We start from the raw sequence: 19,994 nt of genomic DNA on the forward strand, positions 1-19,994 counted from the left end.
TAGCCGAAGCTCTTACCATTCGTCCTTGAAGGATTCTTTTATTTCCAAAACCTTATCGAGTTGAGCAATAAAAATCGGGACCAGATTGGGATCGAAGTGAGCTCCAGCCCCTTCTTCAATGGCGACCACGGCTTTTTCCACTGACCACGCCTTTTTATAAGGTCGCTCGCTGGTCAGGGCGTCAAAAACATCAGCAATCGCGACAATCCTTGCGCTCAGCGGTATGTCCGTTCCGCTAATGCCATGAGGATAGCCACTGCCATCCCATTTTTCATGGTGATATAGAGCTATTTCTTGTGCCATTTGCAGAAGGAGTGAATCACTGTTTCCAATAATGCTACCGCCGATTTCAACGTGCTTTTGCATGGTTGACCATTCTTCGGGATCTAAAGGCCCCGGTTTACCAAGAATATTGTCTGGAATACCAATTTTTCCTACGTCATGCATGGGTGACGCCTGAAAAACCAATTCAACCCAGCGTTTACTGACATCTAGTTGCTCGGCTAAGATCCGAGAATAATGGCTCATTCTTACCACGTGCATCCCAGTTTCGTTGTCTTTATATTCAGCGGCTCGCCCCAAACGTTGAATGATTTCCAAGCGACTTCGAGCCAATTGTTCCGTTCTTTGTTCCACTTGTACTGATAAGGCGAGGTTTTGGTCGTATAACGCGATATGAGTCTTGACCCGAGCTTTAACTATGGGGGGGCTTACGGGTTTGGTTATGTAATCCACCGCTCCCATTTCAAACCCCTTTTGCTCGTCGACTATCTCCGCTTTGGCGGTCACAAATATGACCGGAATATCAAGGGTTAAAGGGTTAGATTTGAGACGTTGACAGACTTCATAACCATCCATGTCTGGCATCATAATATCGAGTAAAATCAAATGAGGACGTGGGGAACTGACCGCTAACTTGAGCGCTTTCTCGCCATTGGTTGCGGCCTTTATCTTAAATTCATCCGCAAGAATCCCAGATAGAGTGTGTATATTGTCAGGGATATCATCGACAACCAGTATCGTGGGCTTGTCTAAGGTATCAGAGGACATATCAGCCATTCTTTCATCCTGTGCGCTCTTTAAACACTAATAGAAAGAGTAGGGAATATTCTGTCATATTGGCAGCGTAAATCGGTTAAGAAGGTAACTCGAACGACAAACAGTGAACTCTATTGTCATTTTTACGCCACAAAACGTCTAACCTACGTTTAGAAGAAAGTACCCATCGTCTGATATTAGATCTATGATTATAACATTATGCAACCATAGGCAATGGTTATGATTAGGCTTATCTATGTTAGTACGGTAAATGAACAATTTAATTTGTCTTGTGTGGATGATATTTTGAGCAGTGCACAGCGGCGAAATACGGAAAATAATGTCAGCGGTGTCCTGTATTTTAATTGCAAGTTTTTCATGCAGTATCTGGAAGGCGAATCTCGCGATGTGGAAGAAACCTATCAACGCATCGTAAACGATAAGCGGCATTGTGAGATTTTGTTGTTGGATAAGGCTTCGATAGAAGAGCGGTTATTCAATGGCTGGTCAATGGCTTATGTTTTGGAGTCTGAGTTGATAAAACCCCTCTATTTAGAGTTTATGGATGCCAGTGATTTTGACCCATATAAGCTCTCGCCAGAGCGTGCATCGCAAATGATTGATGGGTTTAGAAAACAATTACCTACCGCTTACCTAAGAGAGTTCAGGCTCTAGCATCTTTTGTATTGTGCCGTTTGTGGCTCTTTAGGGCTGTTGTGAGGGCCTCTTTCCTCAGGGTCAATGAACGAAAATAAAGGCTCATCCCAAAAAAATGCGTTCTTATTGTCGGTTATTGAAAATCACTATATAGTCCCTATACTAATTTTGATTCATATAAATCAAATGTGCATTAAAATAACAAGAGAGGCGTATTTATGAGGCTGTCAGTACCAGATGCTTTGGAAAGCCAGAGTGATTGGGGGGGGCATATGTTGGGTCAATCTGCCTACTCAATCTATCGCTTATTATTACGAGATCAGGCTTATTTTCAAGGTGGAAATGCTAAGTGTCTTCAGGTGATTAATGACATAAGAGAACTCTACTTTCGTGCAAGTCAGCGCAGTGAAGGTGGCTCTATCGTGTTTAAAGGTGGTCATGTTGAAGTAGAAGACAATAAAATGTTTTATCGCTATTGGTCTTCATTTCTCTCAAATGGCCAAGCGAAAGGTGGTTCTCGGACTGGAAAATCTTCACACCAAAGTGATGATGAGCAATTTGAAATTTTGCTGCCTAATCGCTGGGGAAATGTTCTCTTTGGAACAAGAAGAGGAGGGACTTGGTTTCAGACTGAAGCGTATGGTTTTACCGACTCAGCCTACTCTTGGAATGGTTTTAAAGACACCGTCGGTCATGCCAGTACCACGGTACAATATTATGGTTCATTTAAAACCAGACAAGTGGGGACATTGGGTTACTCCAAATACACAGAGGCAAATCCTCTAAGACTGCGCAGTCAATATGTTCCCGATGAGCCGACCTAATCAATCATAGTGCTCTGGGCACCTGCTGGTGCCCAGAGTCCTTTTTATCGCTGTGCGATCTCAGAACCCATACTTTTCGACTATCTTATCGAATGTCCCATCTTGTTTGATCGCTTCGAATCCCTGATTAAATTTCTCAAGTAACGTTTTTGAACGTTGCGATGTGACTTTACTTGCCATGATATAGTTTAAATTTTTAAATAGGGGTTTGCTGTGTGCCGTGATGGCTTCTCTTACCTCGTTGGGGGATTTTGATAACAGATACTCACCGACTTTTTCGCCGATGGGAAACGCATCAATCCTTTTCTTATACAGCCTCTCAATGTTGAAGGCATCCGTTTTGCCGACATTAGGAGTGATGCCCTGTGACATCATCAGCTCTACATGCGCATAGCCGAGAGTGGCACCGACCTTGAAGCGTTTGAGATCATCGAGTTTGGACCAAGAAAAATGGCTATCTTTGTGATAGAGGAATATTTCCTGTGTTGTAAGCAACGCTTCTGAGAATAAAAAGTCGTTTTCGCGAGACGGTGTTTTAATCCAAGGAAACGTAATGTCGACTTTTCCCACTTTGACTTCCTCAAACGCTCTTTTCCAAGGCACTCGCTTCAATGTGACCTGATACCCCACAGCTCGATAAGAAGCGATAACAAGCTCTTCGGCGAATCTGGCCTGAGAGTCTTCAGTGGATGTGTAGGGAGGGTAATCGCCGATAGCGGCGACAACGGTCGAAGCCGACACACCTGAAGAAAAATAGAGCGTGCAAAAAAGTAAGAAACCACAGGGTAAGCGCTTTATCATTGTGACTACGCCATTTTAGAAACCATATAATATAAAATTAGCCCAGTTTGATTTCTTTGTCTTTAAACCCACCGCAAGGAGGCATGATGGGTGACGGGAAAGCATCGTTGTTATGTGTTGGTTCGTATAATCAGGCTGCTTGCTGCTCTTAGTTAAGATGTGTCAACATCTTTGAGCGCCGGATGAGTGGGTTGCAAACGACTATCTCGACATTTCAGGCACAACTGTACTTGTAAACTCATGCATCTGAGTCTGGCTCACATCTTCTACTCCGACCAAAAACCTCACCAATGATTTGGACATCTTGATGTTGCCAATCATTCCGGTTTCTTTCCCATGCTGAGCGTTTTTAAAAGTGGCTCAAATAAGCATTTCGTTTCTTATAAATTACCATTATTAATCTGTAAAAATAGGTAACCGAGACTTTAATTCTAACGCGGGAAAGAACATCACACTTTCCAAAACGTACATGAATAAACTAACTAAGGAATGCTCTGAAATGTGTATTATCAAAAGACTGGGTTACATTGTATTTTTACTTTTTTCCTTTAATGCTAAATCAATCGACTTTTCAAATAGTCGCGTGAGTTTCTATGAGGATACCAACCGTGACGGCTACACCTATCCGTTTCTTGTGGACAAAGATTCAGGAACGTTGACGTACATTGATGACCTCATTCTGGATTCTTTGAGGAGAGGCAAGTTAGTGAGCAGCTATTACTCTGTTGCTGGTGGCACTAAGACGTCATGTAAAAACTCGACAGGTCAAACGATAACGATCAACGACCGGACGACGATATCAGATCTGAGAATTCGGACTTGTGCTGCAAAACGCACAAGGTTGTGTCTTTACGGGAAAGACAACACCTTGATGGGAGGAAAATGCACGGATTCTTACTACGGTCATACATTTTACCCGTTTACCAATAACAAACCTGATGGTTATTTATACAAGAGCGATGGAACCTATGATGGTTGTGTTTTAAATCCAGTAAAAATTCCTCTAGCGGATATTTTTGGCGATCTTGCTCTTTTCCCCGAGACCATTAGTACGTTTGTTCCGTATGGCACATGTAAACGGCATGGCGAAGGAATAACGGATTATAAGAGTCTTACCTCTGCACTTGCTTGGAAGTATCCTAACATTTACCAGCGATTGGCTCCTAAATGTACGGTTACTGAAACGAAAGAAATATCAATGGCACTGACCAATGATGTCATCAATGCCAGTGTGGTTCCGACAAAAGTGGCTTGTAAATAAACGGCTGGCTAAAGCTCTAAGTTGGATAATGCGGTGGCCGAAAGCTTTTTCTCATTTCTAAAAAGACGGGTGAAGAGAAAGGCATGCAAAACCCGTGACGAAGCACGATCTGAAATTTTCGACGACATTGGATGCTTCTATAGCCGAGAGGACCTCATGGTACTAATGGTGGACTGTCGCCAAATGAGTATGAAAGGCAGTATTTTCAGAAGCTTGAAAGTGTGTAGAGTTCTGGGGTTTTACCACTATGTTGCTTGATATGAAATAGTGTTTAACCCATCAGACAGTTAGTTGTTATTTAGATATAATCCCCTGAATTATGCATAGTGCTACTTCAGGGTTTTCTTTTTCATGACCAACACAAACTTTTCTCAAACCGCGGCATTCATTTGGTCGGTTGCCGACCTTCTGCGCGGTGACTTCAAACAATCTCAATACGGGCGTGTGATCTTGCCGTTTACTCTGCTTCGTCGCCTTGAGTGTGTGCTAGAAGAAAGTAAAGATGCTGTCGTTATTCAGGCTGAGAAAGTGAAAGCTATGAACCTGCCTGAAGAAGCACAAGAAAAGATGCTGTCTCGTGCGACTCAATCACCTAGTAACCCAAAAGGTTTGTCGTTCTTCAATACCTCACCAATGAACCTTGGCAAGATGGGACAGAAGGATATCAAAGATAACTTAGAGAACTACATTCAATGCTTCTCGGCAGATGCTCGTGAAATCTTTGAGCACTTCAAGTTTGATGAGTTTGTTGGTCTGTTAGATGACGCCAACTTGCTATTCAAAGTAGTAAAAAAATTTGCTACTACCGACCTTTCCCCAAAAGCCATTTCTAACCATGACATGGGTTTAGTGTTTGAAGAGTTGATTCGACGCTTTGCTGAAAGCTCAAATGAAACCGCAGGTGAGCACTTTACCCCTCGTGATATTGTTCGCTTAACCACATCGCTAGTGTTTATGGAAGATGATGATGCGCTGACTAAAGAAGGCATCATTCGCACCATCTACGACCCGACAGCAGGTACGGGTGGCTTCCTGTCTTCAGGTATGGAATATGTCCATGAACTAAACCCTAAAGCGGTAATGCGTGCCTTTGGTCAGGAGTTAAACCCAGAGTCCTACGCCATCTGTAAAGCGGATATGTTGATTAAGGGGCAAGATGTTAGCCGTATCAAATTAGGTAATACTCTTTCTAATGACCAACTACCAGCGGACCAATTTGACTACATGCTATCTAACCCTCCGTTTGGTGTTGATTGGAAGAAGATTGAAGGTGAAATCAAAGACGAACACGCCCTAAAAGGTTTCGATGGTCGTTTTGGTGCAGGCTTACCTCGTGTGTCTGATGGTTCTTTACTGTTCTTGATGCACCTGATCAGCAAAATGCGTGCTGTCTCTGTTAATGAAAGACATGCCGTTGACGGCAGTGTTACGGATGGTGGTCGTATCGGTATCATCCTTAATGGCTCACCATTATTTACGGGTGGTGCTGGTAGTGGTGAAAGTGAAATTCGTCGCTACATCCTTGAAGCTGACTTACTTGAAGCCATCGTCGCGCTACCTACCGACATGTTCTATAACACAGGCATTGCCACTTACGTATGGGTGCTAAGTAATAAGAAAGCTTCAGAGCGTAAAGGCAAAGTTCAATTAATTGATGGCTCTAACCTGTGTGGCAAGATGCGTAAATCGCTAGGCTCTAAGCGTAACGTAATGAGTGAAGATGACATTAAAACCATTACTCGCAGCTTTGGGAATTTTGAAGTGGTTGATGCGCGCCCAATCTCGGAAATACATGGTGATAAGCCAGCAGAGCAAAAGTCTAACCGTGGTCGTAGCTCCTCTCAAAACAGCGGGGCGACACTAAAAACAGAAGCGCCTAAAACCTTCTCCAGCAAAATTTTCAGTACCCATGAGTTTGGCTACCGCCGCCTAACCATTGAGCGTCCATTACGTTTATCTACACAACTAACGGATGAGCGAATCAATACTCTCCGCTTTGCTCCTAAGCCATTCAACGCGGTTATGCCTGCGATCTATGAGAAGTTTGGTTCAGAGTGGACAGAAGACACATATGGTCTGCTAGGCCATGTTGAAGCCGAGGTTCGCGCCTTAATTAAAGCGGATTTCCAAGAGCTAAAAGAAAAACAAATCAAAGATCTCTTGGACAGCAAGATTTGGCTATTCCAAAAGTCATTAATGGAGAAAGCTCAACAGCTTCAGGTTGAAATAGGTCAATCTCTTGGTGGTAAAGCGCAACAATCAGATGACTTTAATCAGTTTGAACTGACTCTGAAAGGTGCACTTAAAACCACAGGTATTAAGTTTGATGCCAAAGAGAAAAAGCAATTTATTGATGCAGTAACGTGGAAGAACCAAGAAGCGGAACCTGTCGTTAAAAAGACGCTGAAGGAAGATGCACAGCCATTATACGGCGCGTTTGAATACAAAGGAAAAGTGGTTGAATTCCAACAGGATGGCGACCTACGTGATAACGAGAACGTGCCGCTTGATCCGAGCGTAAGCACATCAACCCTGATTGAAACCTACTTCAAGCGAGAAGTACAACCACACGTTGCTGATGCGTGGATTAATGCAGATAAACGCGATGATAAAGATGGTGAAATTGGCGTTGTTGGCTACGAAATCCCGTTTAACCGCCATTTCTATGTGTATCAGCCACCGCGTGAGCTGGAAGTGATAGATGCCGATCTGGATGCGGTGAGTGCCGACATCATGAAGCTGCTGCAAGAGGTGCATTCCTAATGGGTAAGTATCAGGAATATCCAGAATATCGAGGCTCTGATATCGGTTGGCTGGAGGCTATCCCTTCTCATTGGCTTGAGGGGAGAGTAAAGCACATATCCAGTAATTTGGATTATAAACGTATACCATTAAGCGCTGAGGAAAGAGGTAATCGTCAGGGAGAGTATCCTTACTACGGAGCTTCGGGCGTCATAGATAAAGTCGACGATTACCTTTTTGACGAAGAGACAATATTGTTTGGCGAAGATGGAGCTAACTTACTATCTAAAAGTACCCCTCTCGCTTTTCTCGCTTCGGGTAAATATTGGGTGAACAACCACGCCCATATACTCAAGCCTTTGGATGGAATTTACTCGTTCTGGGTCAACTCACTAAACAACTTGGATATTAGTGCAGTGGTGAGTGGTTCGGCTCAGCCAAAATTGACAGCAGAAGCGCTAGGAAATTTAGCTGTTGTTTATCCACCTAGTGTCGAAGAAAGGCAGAAAATCGCCAACTTCCTCGATCACGAAACCGCCAAGATTGACATCTTGATCGAAAAGCAGCAGCAATTGATTAAGCTGCTAAAAGAGAAGCGCCAAGCGGTAATCAGCCATGCGGTGACTAAAGGTTTGAACTCTGAAGCGCAAATGAAAGATTCAGGTGTGGAGTGGTTAGGGGAAGTGCCTGAGCATTGGGTCGTGACTCCATTGGCTGGTGTGGCAGATGTAGTTGATCCTAATCCAAGTCATAGAAATCCTAAATACACTGATGACGGCTTTCCTTTTATATCTACAGTTGAATTCACTGGTGTAGATGATGTCGAGACAAATACGCCAAGGCGTGTAGCGGAAGAGACTGTTTTAGAACAAGAAAAACGATGTAATTTTCAAGAGGGGTCTATTGCTTTCTCTAGAAAAGGAACGATTGGTGCAGTAAGGATTTTACCTCATAATATTCGTTTCGCTCTTCTAGATTCGGTATGCGTTATTAATTGTGGTGAAAGAATTCTGCATGAATTTCTTTATCAGCAGTGCCGTTCTAGCCTATTTGAATCTCAACTAGGAGCCGAGACTCGCGGGGCTGCATTGAAGCAGGTTAGTGTTGGTAGAGTGAGAGGAGTTAAAACATTTCTCCCCCCTTTAAACGAGCAGACCACGATTGTTACTTATCTGAATCAAGCTCTATCGAAACTTGATAAAACTATGGGCTTAGCTAATAAGCAGGTGAGTTTTTTGCGTGAACGCCGCACCGCCTTAGTCTCAGCCGCCGTTACAGGAAAGATTGACGTACGCAACTGGCAAGCGCCAGAGCAAGTATCTAAACAGCAGGAGGCAGGCTAATGAGTACTGATTCAACGCAAGAACGTATCTTCCAAGACGACATAATCCGTCAGATGGTGGCGAACGGCTGGGTCGAAGGTAAGCCTGAAGGCTACAACCGAGAATCAGCACTGTATGAGCAAGATGTACTGGCTTTCGTGAAAGAAACCCAGCCGAAAGAATGGGAGAAGTTCTGTAAGATTTACCCAAATGAATCCGACCGTCACTTCATTGAAGCACTGGTTGCTCAACTAAAAAAAGCCGATGTGAATGCCACCGACCAAGCCTCACGTAGCTTTGGTACCTTGGGTGTACTACGTCATGGCTTAAAAATCCGTAATGCGCGTTTCTCGCTGTGTCAGTTTAAGCCAGAGCATAATCTAAACCCTGAAACCTTGGCTCGTTATCAGCAGAACATCTGCCGTATCGTTCCTGAGCTGGTTTACAGTCCTTATGCCACCAAAGAATACATAGAGGCGACAGCTTCCTCTGAAAACAAGAGTAAAGCTAAGGCGTGGCGTATTGATCTGGTGCTGTTCGTCAACGGGTTACCAGTCTCAACGCTTGAGTTGAAATCAGAGTTCAAACAAGCGGTAGAGAACGCGATTAGGCAGTATAAACGTACTCGTCTACCTAAAGACCCTGCGACCAAGAAACCAGAGCCATTATTAACCTTTAAACGCGGTGCTTTAGTGCACTTCGCTGTGAGTCAGTATCAAGTGTATATGGCCACAAAACTGGCAGGTGATGACACCTTCTTCCTTCCTTTCAATAAAGGGACGAAAGAAGGCGGTGCGGGTAACGATGTACCTGAGGATGAAAACCGCTATGCCACGGATTACCTGTGGAATGAGGTATTAGTCCCTGACAACCTATTAAATATCATCGGTCGCTTTGTTCACCTACAAATTGAAGAGAAGGAAGATTGGGAGGGGCGCAAATACAAAAAAGAAACGCTTATCTTTCCTCGTTACCACCAGTGGGATGTCGTCACCAAGCTGATTGACGCCGCCATCGAAGAAGGGACGGGCAACAAGTACCTTGTGCAGCATAGTGCGGGTTCGGGTAAGTCGAACTCTATTGCATGGACTGCGCATCAGCTTTCGACCCTTTATGATGCTGAAGGTAACAAGCAATTCCATTCGGTCATTGTCGTTACTGATCGAACCGTTCTTGATGATCAACTGCAAGATACCATCTACCAGTTTGAACATGCTGATGGTGTGGTAGGGCGCATCAATAATAAAGAGGGTGACGGTTCTAAATCAGAGAAGCTCGCTTCAGCATTAGAGAACTCCCAACCTATCATCATCGTGACCATTCAAACCTTCCCGTTTGTGTTACGTGCGATAGAAAACAGTACCAGCCTGAAAGAACGCAGCTATGCCGTAATCGCCGATGAAGCGCACTCTTCGCAAAGTGGTTCTACTGCACGCCAATTGAAAGAAGTATTGATGACCGAAGAAGCCGATGATGATGTTGAGTTGTCTTCGGAAGATATTCTGGATGCGACCATTGCTGCACGTCAAGGCAGTGCTAACCTCAACTACTATGCATTCACAGCAACCCCTAAACCAAAGACGATGGAGCTATTTGGGCGTTTACCTAAGCCTGAGCTTGCACCGTCTAAGCAGAATAAACCAGAAGCGTATCACGTGTATTCAATGCGCCAAGCCATTGAAGAAGGCTTTATTTTGGATGTGCTAAAGAACTACACCAACTACAAGGTGATGTATCAACTCGCGCAGAAGGTGGAAGCCGCAGATAAAGAAGTCGATAGCAAGAAAGCTAAGGTGAAGTTAAATCAGTGGGTACGGCTGCACGATCACAACATCTCACAAAAGGTCAAAGTGATCATTGAGCATTTCAAAGATAACGTCATGGGCTTATTAGGTGGTCAGGCTAAAGCGATGGTGGTTACTAGCTCTCGCAAAGAGGCCGTACGTTACAAACTAGCTTTTGATAAGTACGTGGCGGATGCACTTGCCGAGAACAAGAGGGGCTATGATGCGATTCGCGCTATGGTGGCTTTCTCTGGTGAAGTTGAGTTCAACGCCAACGATCCTGATAGCTTTGCTTATATTGATCAGAAATTCACTGAAAAGAACATGCACCCAGACTTAAAAGGTCGGGATATGCGTAAAGCCTTCGATAGCGATGATTATCAGGTCATGCTGGTGGCGAACAAGTTCCAAACGGGCTTTGACCAACCCAAGTTATGCGCTATGTACGTTGACAAGAAGCTCGGCGGTGTCGAGTGTGTTCAAACACTTTCTCGTCTTAACCGTACTTATCCGAGCAAGGCAGAAACAGGCACCTTCGTTTTAGACTTTTACAATGAGCCAGATGACATTTTGGGTTCTTTCCAGCCGTATTATCAAACCGCAGAGTTAGCGGATGTTACCGACCCTAACATGGTGTTCGATCTGTATGAGAAGCTGCGTATCAGTGGCATCTTCTTATGGTCTGAAGTCGAGCAGTTTTGTGAAGCCTTCTTCACTAAGAACAAATCTAATGCGGCGATCAGTAATATCGTTCATCCGGCAAAAGAGCGCTGGCAGAAACGCTACACCTCTGCCGTTGAAGCCTACATCAAAGCTAAAGAGGTGTTTGAACGCACCAAGAAAACGGGTGACGCTGTTCTTATTGCCAATGCAGAGAATAGTTTCAAAGACTACAAGCAAGAGAAAGACCGCCTCGAGATTTTCAAGAAGGATTTAGGCAGTTTCACCCGTTTCTATGAGTTTATGTCGCAGCTCGTTGACTACGATGATAAAGAACTGGAAAAGCTGAGCTTATATGCGCGCCACTTACGCCCGTTGTTGCGGGAAAAGGTGATTGAGGAAGATGAGCTAGATTTAGATAACGTGGTAATGAGTCACTACCGTCTATCTAAGATCCGTCAGCAAGATATACAGCTCAAAGAAGACGCAACGGATTGCCAATTGAAGCCGAGTACTGACATCGGTACTGCCAAGGGCAAAGATAAGAAGGAAGAGTTCCTTTCTCATATCCTTAATAAGCTCAATGAAGTCTTCATTACCGACAACCTGACAGACAAAGACATGATCAACTATGCCTTTACGGTTAGAGATAAGATCACTGAGAATGAGGCGGTCATGAGTCAAATTGCCAATAACACGCGCGAGCAGGCGATGCTAGGTGATTTCCCGCAAGCAATTGATGATGCGATTCTGGGAAGTAACGAAGCGCATCAAGAACAGATGATGCAGTTGCTTTCTGACCCTACAAAAACTCAGCAGTTTGCGAGAGTTATCTTTGATATGTTGAGTGGGTATAAGGGGTAGGATGTTTGCGGTTCGAATAGCGCTTGGAAGGGGAATCACTTCCCACCGACAAGACCCTGTAAATAATTCTGTGTCACCGCTCTTGGTTACAAGTCTTCGATTAGTCGGTCTTCGAACATAATCACAAAACGGTTTAATGGTTGCTTCCAGTGTTGTATCAGCATTGTCCATCTCTTGGAAGCTCCCACAAATCGCGCTCTGCGATATACAAATTAAGCAGCTCTAAAATGGTGGTAGACCGTTGAGTGTTAAGTTCTTTAATTTCAATCTCAGAAACTGGGTTCTTTGCCCAAGCCGTAGCTATTGCTTTTTTCTTATGTGTTTTGGAAAACCGGTGTACAATTCGCCCATTATTTTTGACAGTAATTGTCGCTTTATAACGCTTCTCACCACTGGTGAGTGTACGAGTTTGAATGCAATAAGAAGCTATCGTTATCCCTCTAAAAGGTGTACCGAGTAGGTGTAAAAAAGCGAACTATAGGCGAACCTATAAACGTAAAATGGCGTATTTTGAAGTAAAATGCAGCAAATGTAAGAGATGTAAAACTACCTATGATTCAAGACATACCAAGGGATACCAGTAAATACGCGGCTAACCGCTTTTCCATAGCGCCCATGCTCGATTGGACTGATAGACACTGTCGTTACTTCCATCGATTACTGACGAATGAAACTCTGCTCTATACCGAAATGATCACGACGGGCGCGATTATTCACGGTAAAGGTGACTTTCTGGCACACAATCAGGAAGAGCATCCGGTGGCGCTTCAGTTGGGTGGATCAAACCCGCAGGATTTGGCGACCTGTGCAAAATTGGCGCAAGAGCGTGGTTACGATGAAATCAACCTGAATGTAGGCTGCCCTTCCGATCGTGTCCAGAACGGTCGGTTTGGTGCATGTTTAATGGCAGAACCGCAGCTGGTGGCTGATTGTCTCTCTGCGATGAAAGAGGTCACTGATGTGCCGGTTACGGTCAAAACCCGTATTGGTATTGATGACCAAGATTCGTATGCGTTTTTGAAAGATTTCGTTTCGATTGTTTCAGAGCGAGGGGGGTGTGAACAGTTTACGATTCACGCTCGTAAAGCTTGGTTGTCGGGGTTAAGCCCTAAAGAAAACCGAGAAATCCCACCGTTAGATTATCCCCGTGCTTATCAGCTTAAGCAGGATTTTTCACACCTGAGTATCGCGATTAATGGTGGTGTTAAAACTCTGGCTGATGCTCAAACGCATCTTGGCCATCTTGATGGGGTGATGGTTGGGCGGGAAGCCTATCAGAACCCCTACCTTCTGGCAGAGGTTGATCAGCAAATTTTTGGTTTAGATACGCCAGTTAAGAAACGTTCTCAGGTGGTTGAAGAGATGTACCCATACATCGAACATCAATTATCACAAGGTGCGTATCTGGGGCATATTACTCGTCATATGTTGGGATTGTTCCAGAACATGCCGGGTGCTCGCCAATGGCGTCGTTACATCAGTGAAAACGCGCATAAGCCCGGTTCGGGGGTTGAAGTGGTCGAAGCTGCGCTCAGCAAAATACCCAAAGAACTGAATGTGTAAATTTTACCATCAGCTTGGTTAAATTTACCTGTTCGCTTGGTTTTTATGGTAAATGTCCGCGGTAAATAATATTTTTTCCTTTAAAAACAAGTGCTTTTGTTTTATTTGTGAAGTTGGCGTGTTTTCTGCTTAGTGTAAGCCTTACTAAGGAGAAAACTATGTTTGAATTCATCTTTATATTGGTATTTTTTGCAACCCTACTGGTTACGGGTCTCTCGATGTTTACAATATTTGCAGCGGCGGCTTTTGCCTTGTTGGTGATGGCGGTGTTAGGCATGATTGGTGCAGTCATTCAACTTATCCCTTGGTTGCTGGTTATTGCGCTAGGTATTTGGTTCTTTAGGAATTACGTTTATAGTCATCGCTAAATATAGGGAATAAATTGACATTCCCTTCTTTGCCGAATGCTATTCTTTTATCTCACCTTCAAATGGAATTGAGTTTGGGAGCTAGAATAAATGAATAGGACCGCACTGGTGGCGATAATCTTCGCGACGATGTCTTTGGCAAGCCCTGCAGTAATGGCGAAGGATTCTATTGTCACTAAAGTAGGAGTCGAGGCATGGTGGGTGGATACAGAAGTTAATGAAATTCGTCGTGATAAAGAAGTGGCTGCCAGCTTTTACGCTGCCTTGGAGCACGACGTCAAATATGTACCAAACGCACGCCTTAGAAATGTGAGTGTCGGCAATGAATTTATGGCGTTCGACAAACTTGACCTGACTCTTTATTACCCTGTCTTAAGCCATGATTTACTCCGCTTTGATGCGGGTCTTACCTTGAGTAACCTGACTAATACCAAGCATAAAAATACGGAAACGGGACAGGTTAAAGACTTTGACGGATTCATTTGGGCTTTCTTTGGTTACGCTGAAATTGGCGTGCAAGATAGCCCACTTGATATTGTTGGTGAGATGAATTTTGGCAATAGCAATGGTCTTAAGACCACCGATTTGTTAGCTGGCCTTCAATATACCATTCCATTCGATGAGTCGGTTTTACGTTTGCGTAGCGGCTATCGGGTGATCGACCTTGAGTCAGATGAGTTTAAATCATCGATTGAAAACAGTACGCTGGGTAAGCCATTTATCTTGGCCAATGGTGTGTTTGCGGGCATCGAGTACCATTTCTAGGTTGGGTTTCTTCTAAATAGGCGCTGCGTCATATCGCGGCGTTTTTTTATACCTATTGGTTATACCGTCGTCATTTTATTTAGCAAATATGTTTCTTTGCGCCATCCTTAATAAGGGTTTTGTTAATAAATTCGAGAAAGGACTCTCATGACACTTAATGAACTCAGAAACTTGTATCGAGAAAACCAGCTAGTGGAAGCGATCATAGAGCCTTCCTCTCAAGAGGGAGCTTGGATTGTCGAGTTTCGTCATACTCGTGGAGGGCTTGTGCTGTTAACCGATGCCCATGGACAAGAGTGCCATTATATTGATATTGATTTGGCGTCTAAATCTGCAATGGCGGTCGGTTTTAGGCAAGTTCGTGTAGAAGCTAAGTAAAGGCTGCGGATTGAACTTTCTTTTTCTTTAATTCTAAAAGTTATAAAACATTCACTTCTATTCTTTCTTGTTATTAAAGAGAGTGGTTAATCTAGCATCACGCAATGAATAGGGATGTCGAGACCATGTCTTTAAACAAGAACGTGTCCTCACCAGGAAACACGCCACCAGAATTACCTTCTAACGCTTCGCCATTAAATGACCACCAGATGAATACGCTGCAACAAACCGTTTCAGAGCTGTCACCGCAGCAGCTTGCGTGGGTGAGTGGTTATTTTTGGGGGCTGTCACAATCGGGGTCTGAGGGGGCGGCACCAGTGATGCAATCTGCAGTCGCGGTGAAGTCGGTTGGAAAACTGTCGATTATCTTTGCTTCTCAAACAGGGAACGCGAAAGGGGTCGCTGAAGCATTGGAGCAGGACGCAAAAGCTCAGGGCATTGCCGTTGAGCTTTTTGATGCCAGTGATTACAAAGGGAAGAACTTTGCCAAGGAAAGCCACGTTATTATTGTTGCTTCAACCAATGGAGAAGGAGAAGCGCCGGATAATGCGATTGAACTGCATGAGTTCCTACAGTCAAAAAAAGCGCCTAAGCTACCTAATTTACATTATGCCGTCATTGGTTTAGGGGACTCTAGTTATGAGTTTTTCTGTCAAACAGGTAAGGACTTCGATACGTTTTTGTCCAGATTAGGGGCGACGCCTTTTATTGATCGTCTTGATTGTGATGTCGATTATGAATTGCCTGCCGCGGAGTGGCGTCAGAGTGTTCTTGATCATGTGAGGGATGCTTTATCGTCAGGCAATGCCGCTGAAGTGGTTCAGTTGCCACTAGGGCAGGCGGCAAGCCACTCGCCTTTTAACAAGCAGAATCCTTTTACTGGGACCTTGTTGACCAACCAAAAAATCACAGGCCGAGATTCTGATAAAGAAGTCCACCACATTGAGATTGACTTGGAAGGGTCTGGCCTAACCTATCAACCCGGGGATGCTTTAGGCGTTTGGTTTGAAAATAGTTCTGATGTGGTGAATGCCATTCTCAATAAAGTCGGCTTGTCTGGTGTGGAGAGTGTCGAGGTCGATGGAAAAAGCCTGTCGATTCATAGCGCCCTAGTCGGTCACTATGAGATTACCGTTGCCAACCCGCAATTGGTGGTAAAATTTGCCGAATTATCGGGCAGTAAGAAATTACTAAAGCTGGGGGAAGACAAAAATAAATTACGCGAATACGCAACGCAAACGCAGGTTGTGGATGTCCTGTCTGAGAAGAAAACCAAGTTGTCTGCTCAAGATTTATTGAGTTTGCTACGGCGCCTAACACCTCGATTGTACTCGATAGCATCCAGCCAAACGGAAGTCGATGAGGAAGTTCACTTGACGGTCGGTTTGGTCGAATACGCTAAAGGCGATGAGAAGCGCTTTGGTGGCGCATCGAGTTTTCTCTCCCAGCGGCTGAACGAAGGCGATCAAGTTAAGGTCTTTGTAGAAAATAATAATAACTTCAAATTACCGAATAATGACGACACCCCAATACTCATGGTGGGGCCGGGGACCGGTGTTGCCCCCTTCAGAAGTTTTATTCAGCATCGTGATAATCGCGGTGCGAGCGGAAAGAGTTGGTTGTTTTTTGGCGATCGCACCTTCACCCAAGATTTTCTTTATCAAGTTGAATGGCAGAAGTCTCTCAAATCAGGGGCGCTAACACGGATGGACGTTGCGTTTAGTCGAGACCAAAAAGAAAAAGTGTATGTCCAGCATCGTCTACTAGAGCATGGTGAAGAAGTCTGGAAGTGGATACAGGAGGGGGCGTACCTCTACGTCTGTGGTGATGCGAGTCGTATGGCCAAGGATGTCCATGAAGCCTTTATTCATGTGGTTGAGCAATATGGCAAGTTATCTCGGGATGACGCAGAAGAATTTATTAACCAACTCCGCAAAGAAAAACGTTACCAAAGGGATGTGTACTAATGAGCGATAAACCACAACTAGGAACAGAATTAGGCCCATTGGCGGATAACGAACGCCTCAAAGGTGAAAGTAACTTTTTGCGGGGTACGATCATCGATAATCTCAAAGATCCAATCACGGGCGGTTTTACCAATGATAACTTTCAGTTGATTCGATTTCATGGAATGTATCAGCAAGACGACAGAGATATTCGGGCTGAGCGCCAAAAGCAGAAGCTTGAACCTTTACAAAACGTAATGCTGCGTGCTCGTATGCCCGGTGGCATTATTAAACCAGAGCAATGGTTGGCGATTGATAAATTTGCTCATGACAACACCATGTATGGCAGCATTCGCCTAACCACGCGACAAACATTCCAGTTTCATGGAGTGTTAAAGCCCAATATAAAGCTAATGCATCAGACTTTAAACCAATATGGTATTGACTCGATTGCGACGGCGGGAGATGTGAATCGTAATGTGCTGTGTACTTCTAACCCCGTTGAGTCCGAGCTACATCAACAGGCATATGATTGGGCGACAAAAATTTCAGAGCATCTCTTACCCAAAACTAGAGCGTATGCTGAGATTTGGTTAGATGGAGAAAAGGTCGAAGGTCATCAAGATGAAGAACCGATTCTTGGATCTCACTATTTACCGCGTAAATTTAAAACGACGGTTGTGATACCTCCACAAAATGATGTTGATGTACATGCGAATGATTTGAGCTTTATTGCGATTGCTGAACAAGGCCAACTCATTGGTTTTAATGTGTTGGTGGGAGGGGGGTTAGCCATGACCCACGGCGATACCGCCACTTACCCGAGAAAAGCGGATGATTTTGGTTTTGTCTCGATTGAAAAAACCTTGGATGTCGCTTCGGCCGTGGTGACGACCCAAAGAGATTGGGGAAATCGCTCTAACCGGAAAAATGCGAAAACAAAATACACACTCGATCGTGTTGGCATCGAGGTATTTAAGAAAGAAGTTGAGACGCGTGCTGGGATCAGGTTCGAGAAATCGAGGCCATATGAGTTTACGGACCGAGGAGACAGAATTGGCTGGACAAAAGGAATCGACAATAAGTGGCATTTAGCATTGTTTATCGAAAACGGCCGCTTGTTGGACTCTCCCGAGAAGACGCTAAAGAGTGGGGTGGCGGAAATTGCCAAAATCCACCAAGGCGATTTCCGCATGACGGCTAACCAAAATCTGATCGTAGCTGGAGTACCGGAAGACCAGAAAACAGTCATAGAACTCATTGCGCGCAAGCATGGCCTAATGAGCGATAGTCATCGAGAGCAGCGCAAGAACTCTATGGCTTGTGTGGCTTTTCCTACCTGTCCATTAGCGATGGCGGAAGCAGAACGTTTCTTACCGCAATTTGTTACCGATGTCGAAAGCCTTTTAGACAAGCACGGATTACCGGAAGAAGAAAATATCATTTTACGTGTGACTGGATGCCCGAATGGTTGCGGACGAGCTATGTTGGCGGAAATAGGTTTAGTCGGGAAAGCGCCGGGAAGATACAACCTTCATATAGGTGGCAACCGTGCTGGGACCCGAGTGCCCAAGATGTATAAAGAGAACATCACCGATGGCCAGATTCTAGAAGAAATCGATCAGTTGGTTGGTCGCTGGGCTAAAGAGCGCACGCCTGCTGAAGATTTCGGTGATTTTACTATTCGTGCAGGTATTATTGATGAAGTGGTTGTATCAAAGAGGGATTTCTATGCTTGATTCGATCGCGAATACCCCGCAATTAGCGAGTTTGTTAACGTTAACTAAAACCGAACAAACGCTGCGTTTGGCCGAGCTTAATATTGAGCTTGAAAAATTGACGGCTCAACAACGTGTGTCTTGGGCGCTAAAAAACCTGAAAGGGACGCATGTGATTTCTTCTAGCTTTGGAATTCAAGCCGCGGTGATGTTGCATCTAATGACTCAGGAAGAATCAGGCATTCCGGTAATTTTGACCGACACGGGTTACCTTTTTTCTGAAACGTATCTTTTTATCGATGCGCTAACGACAAAGCTGAACCTCAACCTTTACGTTTATCGTTCCCCTTACAGTGCGGCTTGGCAAGAAGCTCGATACGGAAAGTTATGGGAACAGGGTGTTAAGGGGCTTGAACAATATAATCATCTAAATAAAGTGGAGCCGATGCGAAGAGCGTTAGATGAGTTGAATGTTGGAACCTGGTTCTCTGGTTTACGTCGAGAGCAATCACAGTCGCGAGCTAACCTTCCTATCTTGACGATACAAAATGGTGTGTTTAAGTTTTTACCCATTGTAGATTGGACGAATAAAGACGTTCATTACTATTTAGAAGAACATGGTTTGAGCTACCACCCTCTAAGAGATGAAGGATACCTTTCGGTTGGTGATACGCATACCACTAAAAAGTGGGAACCAGGAATGACAGAAGAACAAACTCGTTTCTTTGGCTTGAAGCGAGAATGTGGACTTCATGAAGAAGGCAAGGAACAGGATGGTTCCGGGATCTGACCTTTTAATCGACAAACTAAGGTCGCGCAAGCGGCCTTTTATTTTGATAAAGAGGAAAATGTGGATAACTCTGTGAGTAATGTGTTTGCTAGGTTGGGGTAAAGTTGGATAAATAGGGGTTTGACTGAAAGATAGGCGTTTAAGCTGTATTTTTGCAATTTTTTCAAAATAACGCTTGCCAATATGAGCCGCTTCTCTATAATGCCACCTCGTTGACAGGGCAAGAGCTCATAAGGGTTCGAAGCTTGTTCGACAAGGCTTGAAGAAACAAAATAGTCATTTGCCTTTATCTTCTAAATTGAAAATAAAATGCAAAAAAGTGGTTGACACTGAAGATTATCTCGTTAGAATAGCCGCCTCTTCCGAAGTGATGTAAATCGAAAAAGAAGAACCGCTCTTTAAAAATATAAACCTATCAATCTGTGTGGGCACTCGTTGATGATAATCCAAAAATGATTCTATTGAATCACTTTAGGTATCAATGAACTGAGTGACCAATACAAATAACGACTT

General features: G+C 44.2%; 15 protein-coding genes and 1 pseudogene. 14 read left to right on the top strand and 2 right to left on the bottom strand.

Features of this window, described 5'->3' with window-relative positions:
• Positions 1–12: 12 nt before the first annotated feature.
• A complete protein-coding gene (locus tag HLM86_RS14585) occupies positions 13–1,050 on the bottom strand; it encodes a response regulator (protein WP_170883568.1) in 1,038 nt (345 codons plus the stop codon).
• Positions 1,051–1,278: 228 nt separating this feature from the next.
• On the opposite strand from HLM86_RS14585, the gene HLM86_RS14590 reads away from it, so the two are divergent.
• Together HLM86_RS14590 and HLM86_RS14595 are read left to right on the top strand one after the other, a co-directional pair.
• Positions 1,279–1,713 (top strand): BLUF domain-containing protein, encoded by a 435-nt coding sequence (locus HLM86_RS14590; protein ID WP_254868818.1) that lies wholly within the window; start codon positions 1,279–1,281, stop codon positions 1,711–1,713.
• Between the two features lie 200 nt (positions 1,714–1,913).
• Entirely contained in the window at positions 1,914–2,519 is a 606-nt protein-coding gene (locus tag HLM86_RS14595) for a hypothetical protein (protein ID WP_170883538.1), read from the top strand.
• Positions 2,520–2,579: 60 nt separating this feature from the next.
• Here HLM86_RS14595 and HLM86_RS14600 read toward each other — a convergent pair whose 3' ends face one another.
• Complete coding sequence (locus tag HLM86_RS14600; protein WP_076589788.1) at positions 2,580–3,320, bottom strand: substrate-binding periplasmic protein; 741 nt, start codon at positions 3,318–3,320, stop codon at positions 2,580–2,582.
• A 499-nt stretch (positions 3,321–3,819) separates the two neighbouring features.
• Between HLM86_RS14600 and HLM86_RS14605 the strand changes: the two genes are divergently transcribed.
• From HLM86_RS14605 to HLM86_RS14660, 12 genes and pseudogenes are all read left to right on the top strand, one after another.
• A complete protein-coding gene (locus tag HLM86_RS14605; protein WP_076589787.1) occupies positions 3,820–4,581 on the top strand; it encodes a hypothetical protein in 762 nt (253 codons plus the stop codon).
• 24 nt (positions 4,582–4,605) lie between these two features.
• Positions 4,606–4,808: pseudogene (locus tag HLM86_RS14610) on the top strand (IS3 family transposase); the annotation flags it as partial.
• Between the two features lie 124 nt (positions 4,809–4,932).
• Positions 4,933–7,344 (top strand): type I restriction-modification system subunit M, encoded by a 2,412-nt coding sequence (locus tag HLM86_RS14615; RefSeq protein WP_170883537.1) that lies wholly within the window; start codon positions 4,933–4,935, stop codon positions 7,342–7,344.
• Positions 7,344–8,666 carry a restriction endonuclease subunit S gene (locus HLM86_RS14620; protein WP_076589785.1) on the top strand — a complete coding sequence of 441 codons (1,323 nt, stop codon included), beginning with the start codon at positions 7,344–7,346 and terminating at the stop codon, positions 8,664–8,666. The genes HLM86_RS14615 and HLM86_RS14620 overlap by 1 nt, the downstream gene beginning before the upstream one ends.
• Entirely contained in the window at positions 8,666–11,953 is a 3,288-nt protein-coding gene (locus tag HLM86_RS14625) for a type I restriction endonuclease subunit R (RefSeq protein WP_170883536.1), read from the top strand. Before HLM86_RS14620 ends, HLM86_RS14625 begins: the two co-directional genes overlap by 1 nt.
• 552 nt (positions 11,954–12,505) lie before the next feature.
• A complete protein-coding gene (gene dusA, locus HLM86_RS14630) occupies positions 12,506–13,516 on the top strand; it encodes a tRNA dihydrouridine(20/20a) synthase DusA (RefSeq protein WP_170883535.1) in 1,011 nt (336 codons plus the stop codon).
• A 158-nt stretch (positions 13,517–13,674) separates the two neighbouring features.
• A complete protein-coding gene (pspG, locus tag HLM86_RS14635) occupies positions 13,675–13,884 on the top strand; it encodes an envelope stress response protein PspG (RefSeq protein WP_076589782.1) in 210 nt (69 codons plus the stop codon).
• 90 nt (positions 13,885–13,974) lie between these two features.
• On the top strand, positions 13,975–14,649 hold the full coding sequence (locus HLM86_RS14640; protein ID WP_076589781.1) for a TIGR04219 family outer membrane beta-barrel protein: 675 nt from the start codon (positions 13,975–13,977) through the stop codon (positions 14,647–14,649).
• Positions 14,650–14,796: 147 nt separating this feature from the next.
• On the top strand, positions 14,797–15,027 hold the full coding sequence (locus HLM86_RS14645) for a hypothetical protein (RefSeq protein ID WP_170883534.1): 231 nt from the start codon (positions 14,797–14,799) through the stop codon (positions 15,025–15,027).
• A gap of 125 nt (positions 15,028–15,152) precedes the next feature.
• A complete protein-coding gene (locus HLM86_RS14650) occupies positions 15,153–16,994 on the top strand; it encodes an assimilatory sulfite reductase (NADPH) flavoprotein subunit (protein ID WP_076589918.1) in 1,842 nt (613 codons plus the stop codon).
• Positions 16,994–18,712, top strand: coding sequence for an assimilatory sulfite reductase (NADPH) hemoprotein subunit (gene cysI, locus HLM86_RS14655; protein ID WP_170883533.1), 1,719 nt, complete (start codon positions 16,994–16,996; stop codon positions 18,710–18,712). Before HLM86_RS14650 ends, cysI begins: the two co-directional genes overlap by 1 nt.
• Positions 18,705–19,481, top strand: a complete 777-nt coding sequence (locus HLM86_RS14660) for a phosphoadenylyl-sulfate reductase (protein ID WP_076589778.1) — start codon at positions 18,705–18,707, stop codon at positions 19,479–19,481. The genes cysI and HLM86_RS14660 overlap by 8 nt, the downstream gene beginning before the upstream one ends.
• The last annotated feature ends 513 nt before the right edge of the window (positions 19,482–19,994 follow it).

This window comes from Vibrio ostreicida, assembly GCF_013074385.2.
Taxonomy (GTDB): domain Bacteria; phylum Pseudomonadota; class Gammaproteobacteria; order Enterobacterales; family Vibrionaceae; genus Vibrio; species Vibrio ostreicida.

Excerpts from the sequence above, each read along its gene's own strand:
- dusA (WP_170883535.1), top strand. The coding sequence starts at position 12,506 with ATGATTCAAGACATACCAAGGGATACCAGTAAATACGCGGCTAACCGC.
- HLM86_RS14645 (WP_170883534.1), top strand. The coding sequence starts at position 14,797 with ATGACACTTAATGAACTCAGAAACTTGTATCGAGAAAACCAGCTAGTG.
- HLM86_RS14660 (WP_076589778.1), top strand. The coding sequence starts at position 18,705 with ATGCTTGATTCGATCGCGAATACCCCGCAATTAGCGAGTTTGTTAACG.
- HLM86_RS14650 (WP_076589918.1), top strand. The coding sequence starts at position 15,153 with ATGTCTTTAAACAAGAACGTGTCCTCACCAGGAAACACGCCACCAGAA.
- HLM86_RS14595 (WP_170883538.1), top strand. The coding sequence starts at position 1,914 with ATGAGGCTGTCAGTACCAGATGCTTTGGAAAGCCAGAGTGATTGGGGG.
- HLM86_RS14590 (WP_254868818.1), top strand. The coding sequence starts at position 1,279 with ATGATTAGGCTTATCTATGTTAGTACGGTAAATGAACAATTTAATTTG.
- HLM86_RS14625 (WP_170883536.1), top strand. The coding sequence starts at position 8,666 with ATGAGTACTGATTCAACGCAAGAACGTATCTTCCAAGACGACATAATC.
- HLM86_RS14585 (WP_170883568.1), bottom strand. The coding sequence starts at position 1,050 with ATGTCCTCTGATACCTTAGACAAGCCCACGATACTGGTTGTCGATGAT.
- cysI (WP_170883533.1), top strand. The coding sequence starts at position 16,994 with ATGAGCGATAAACCACAACTAGGAACAGAATTAGGCCCATTGGCGGAT.
- pspG (WP_076589782.1), top strand. The coding sequence starts at position 13,675 with ATGTTTGAATTCATCTTTATATTGGTATTTTTTGCAACCCTACTGGTT.
- HLM86_RS14615 (WP_170883537.1), top strand. The coding sequence starts at position 4,933 with ATGACCAACACAAACTTTTCTCAAACCGCGGCATTCATTTGGTCGGTT.
- HLM86_RS14600 (WP_076589788.1), bottom strand. The coding sequence starts at position 3,320 with ATGATAAAGCGCTTACCCTGTGGTTTCTTACTTTTTTGCACGCTCTAT.
- HLM86_RS14605 (WP_076589787.1), top strand. The coding sequence starts at position 3,820 with ATGTGTATTATCAAAAGACTGGGTTACATTGTATTTTTACTTTTTTCC.
- HLM86_RS14620 (WP_076589785.1), top strand. The coding sequence starts at position 7,344 with ATGGGTAAGTATCAGGAATATCCAGAATATCGAGGCTCTGATATCGGT.
- HLM86_RS14640 (WP_076589781.1), top strand. The coding sequence starts at position 13,975 with ATGAATAGGACCGCACTGGTGGCGATAATCTTCGCGACGATGTCTTTG.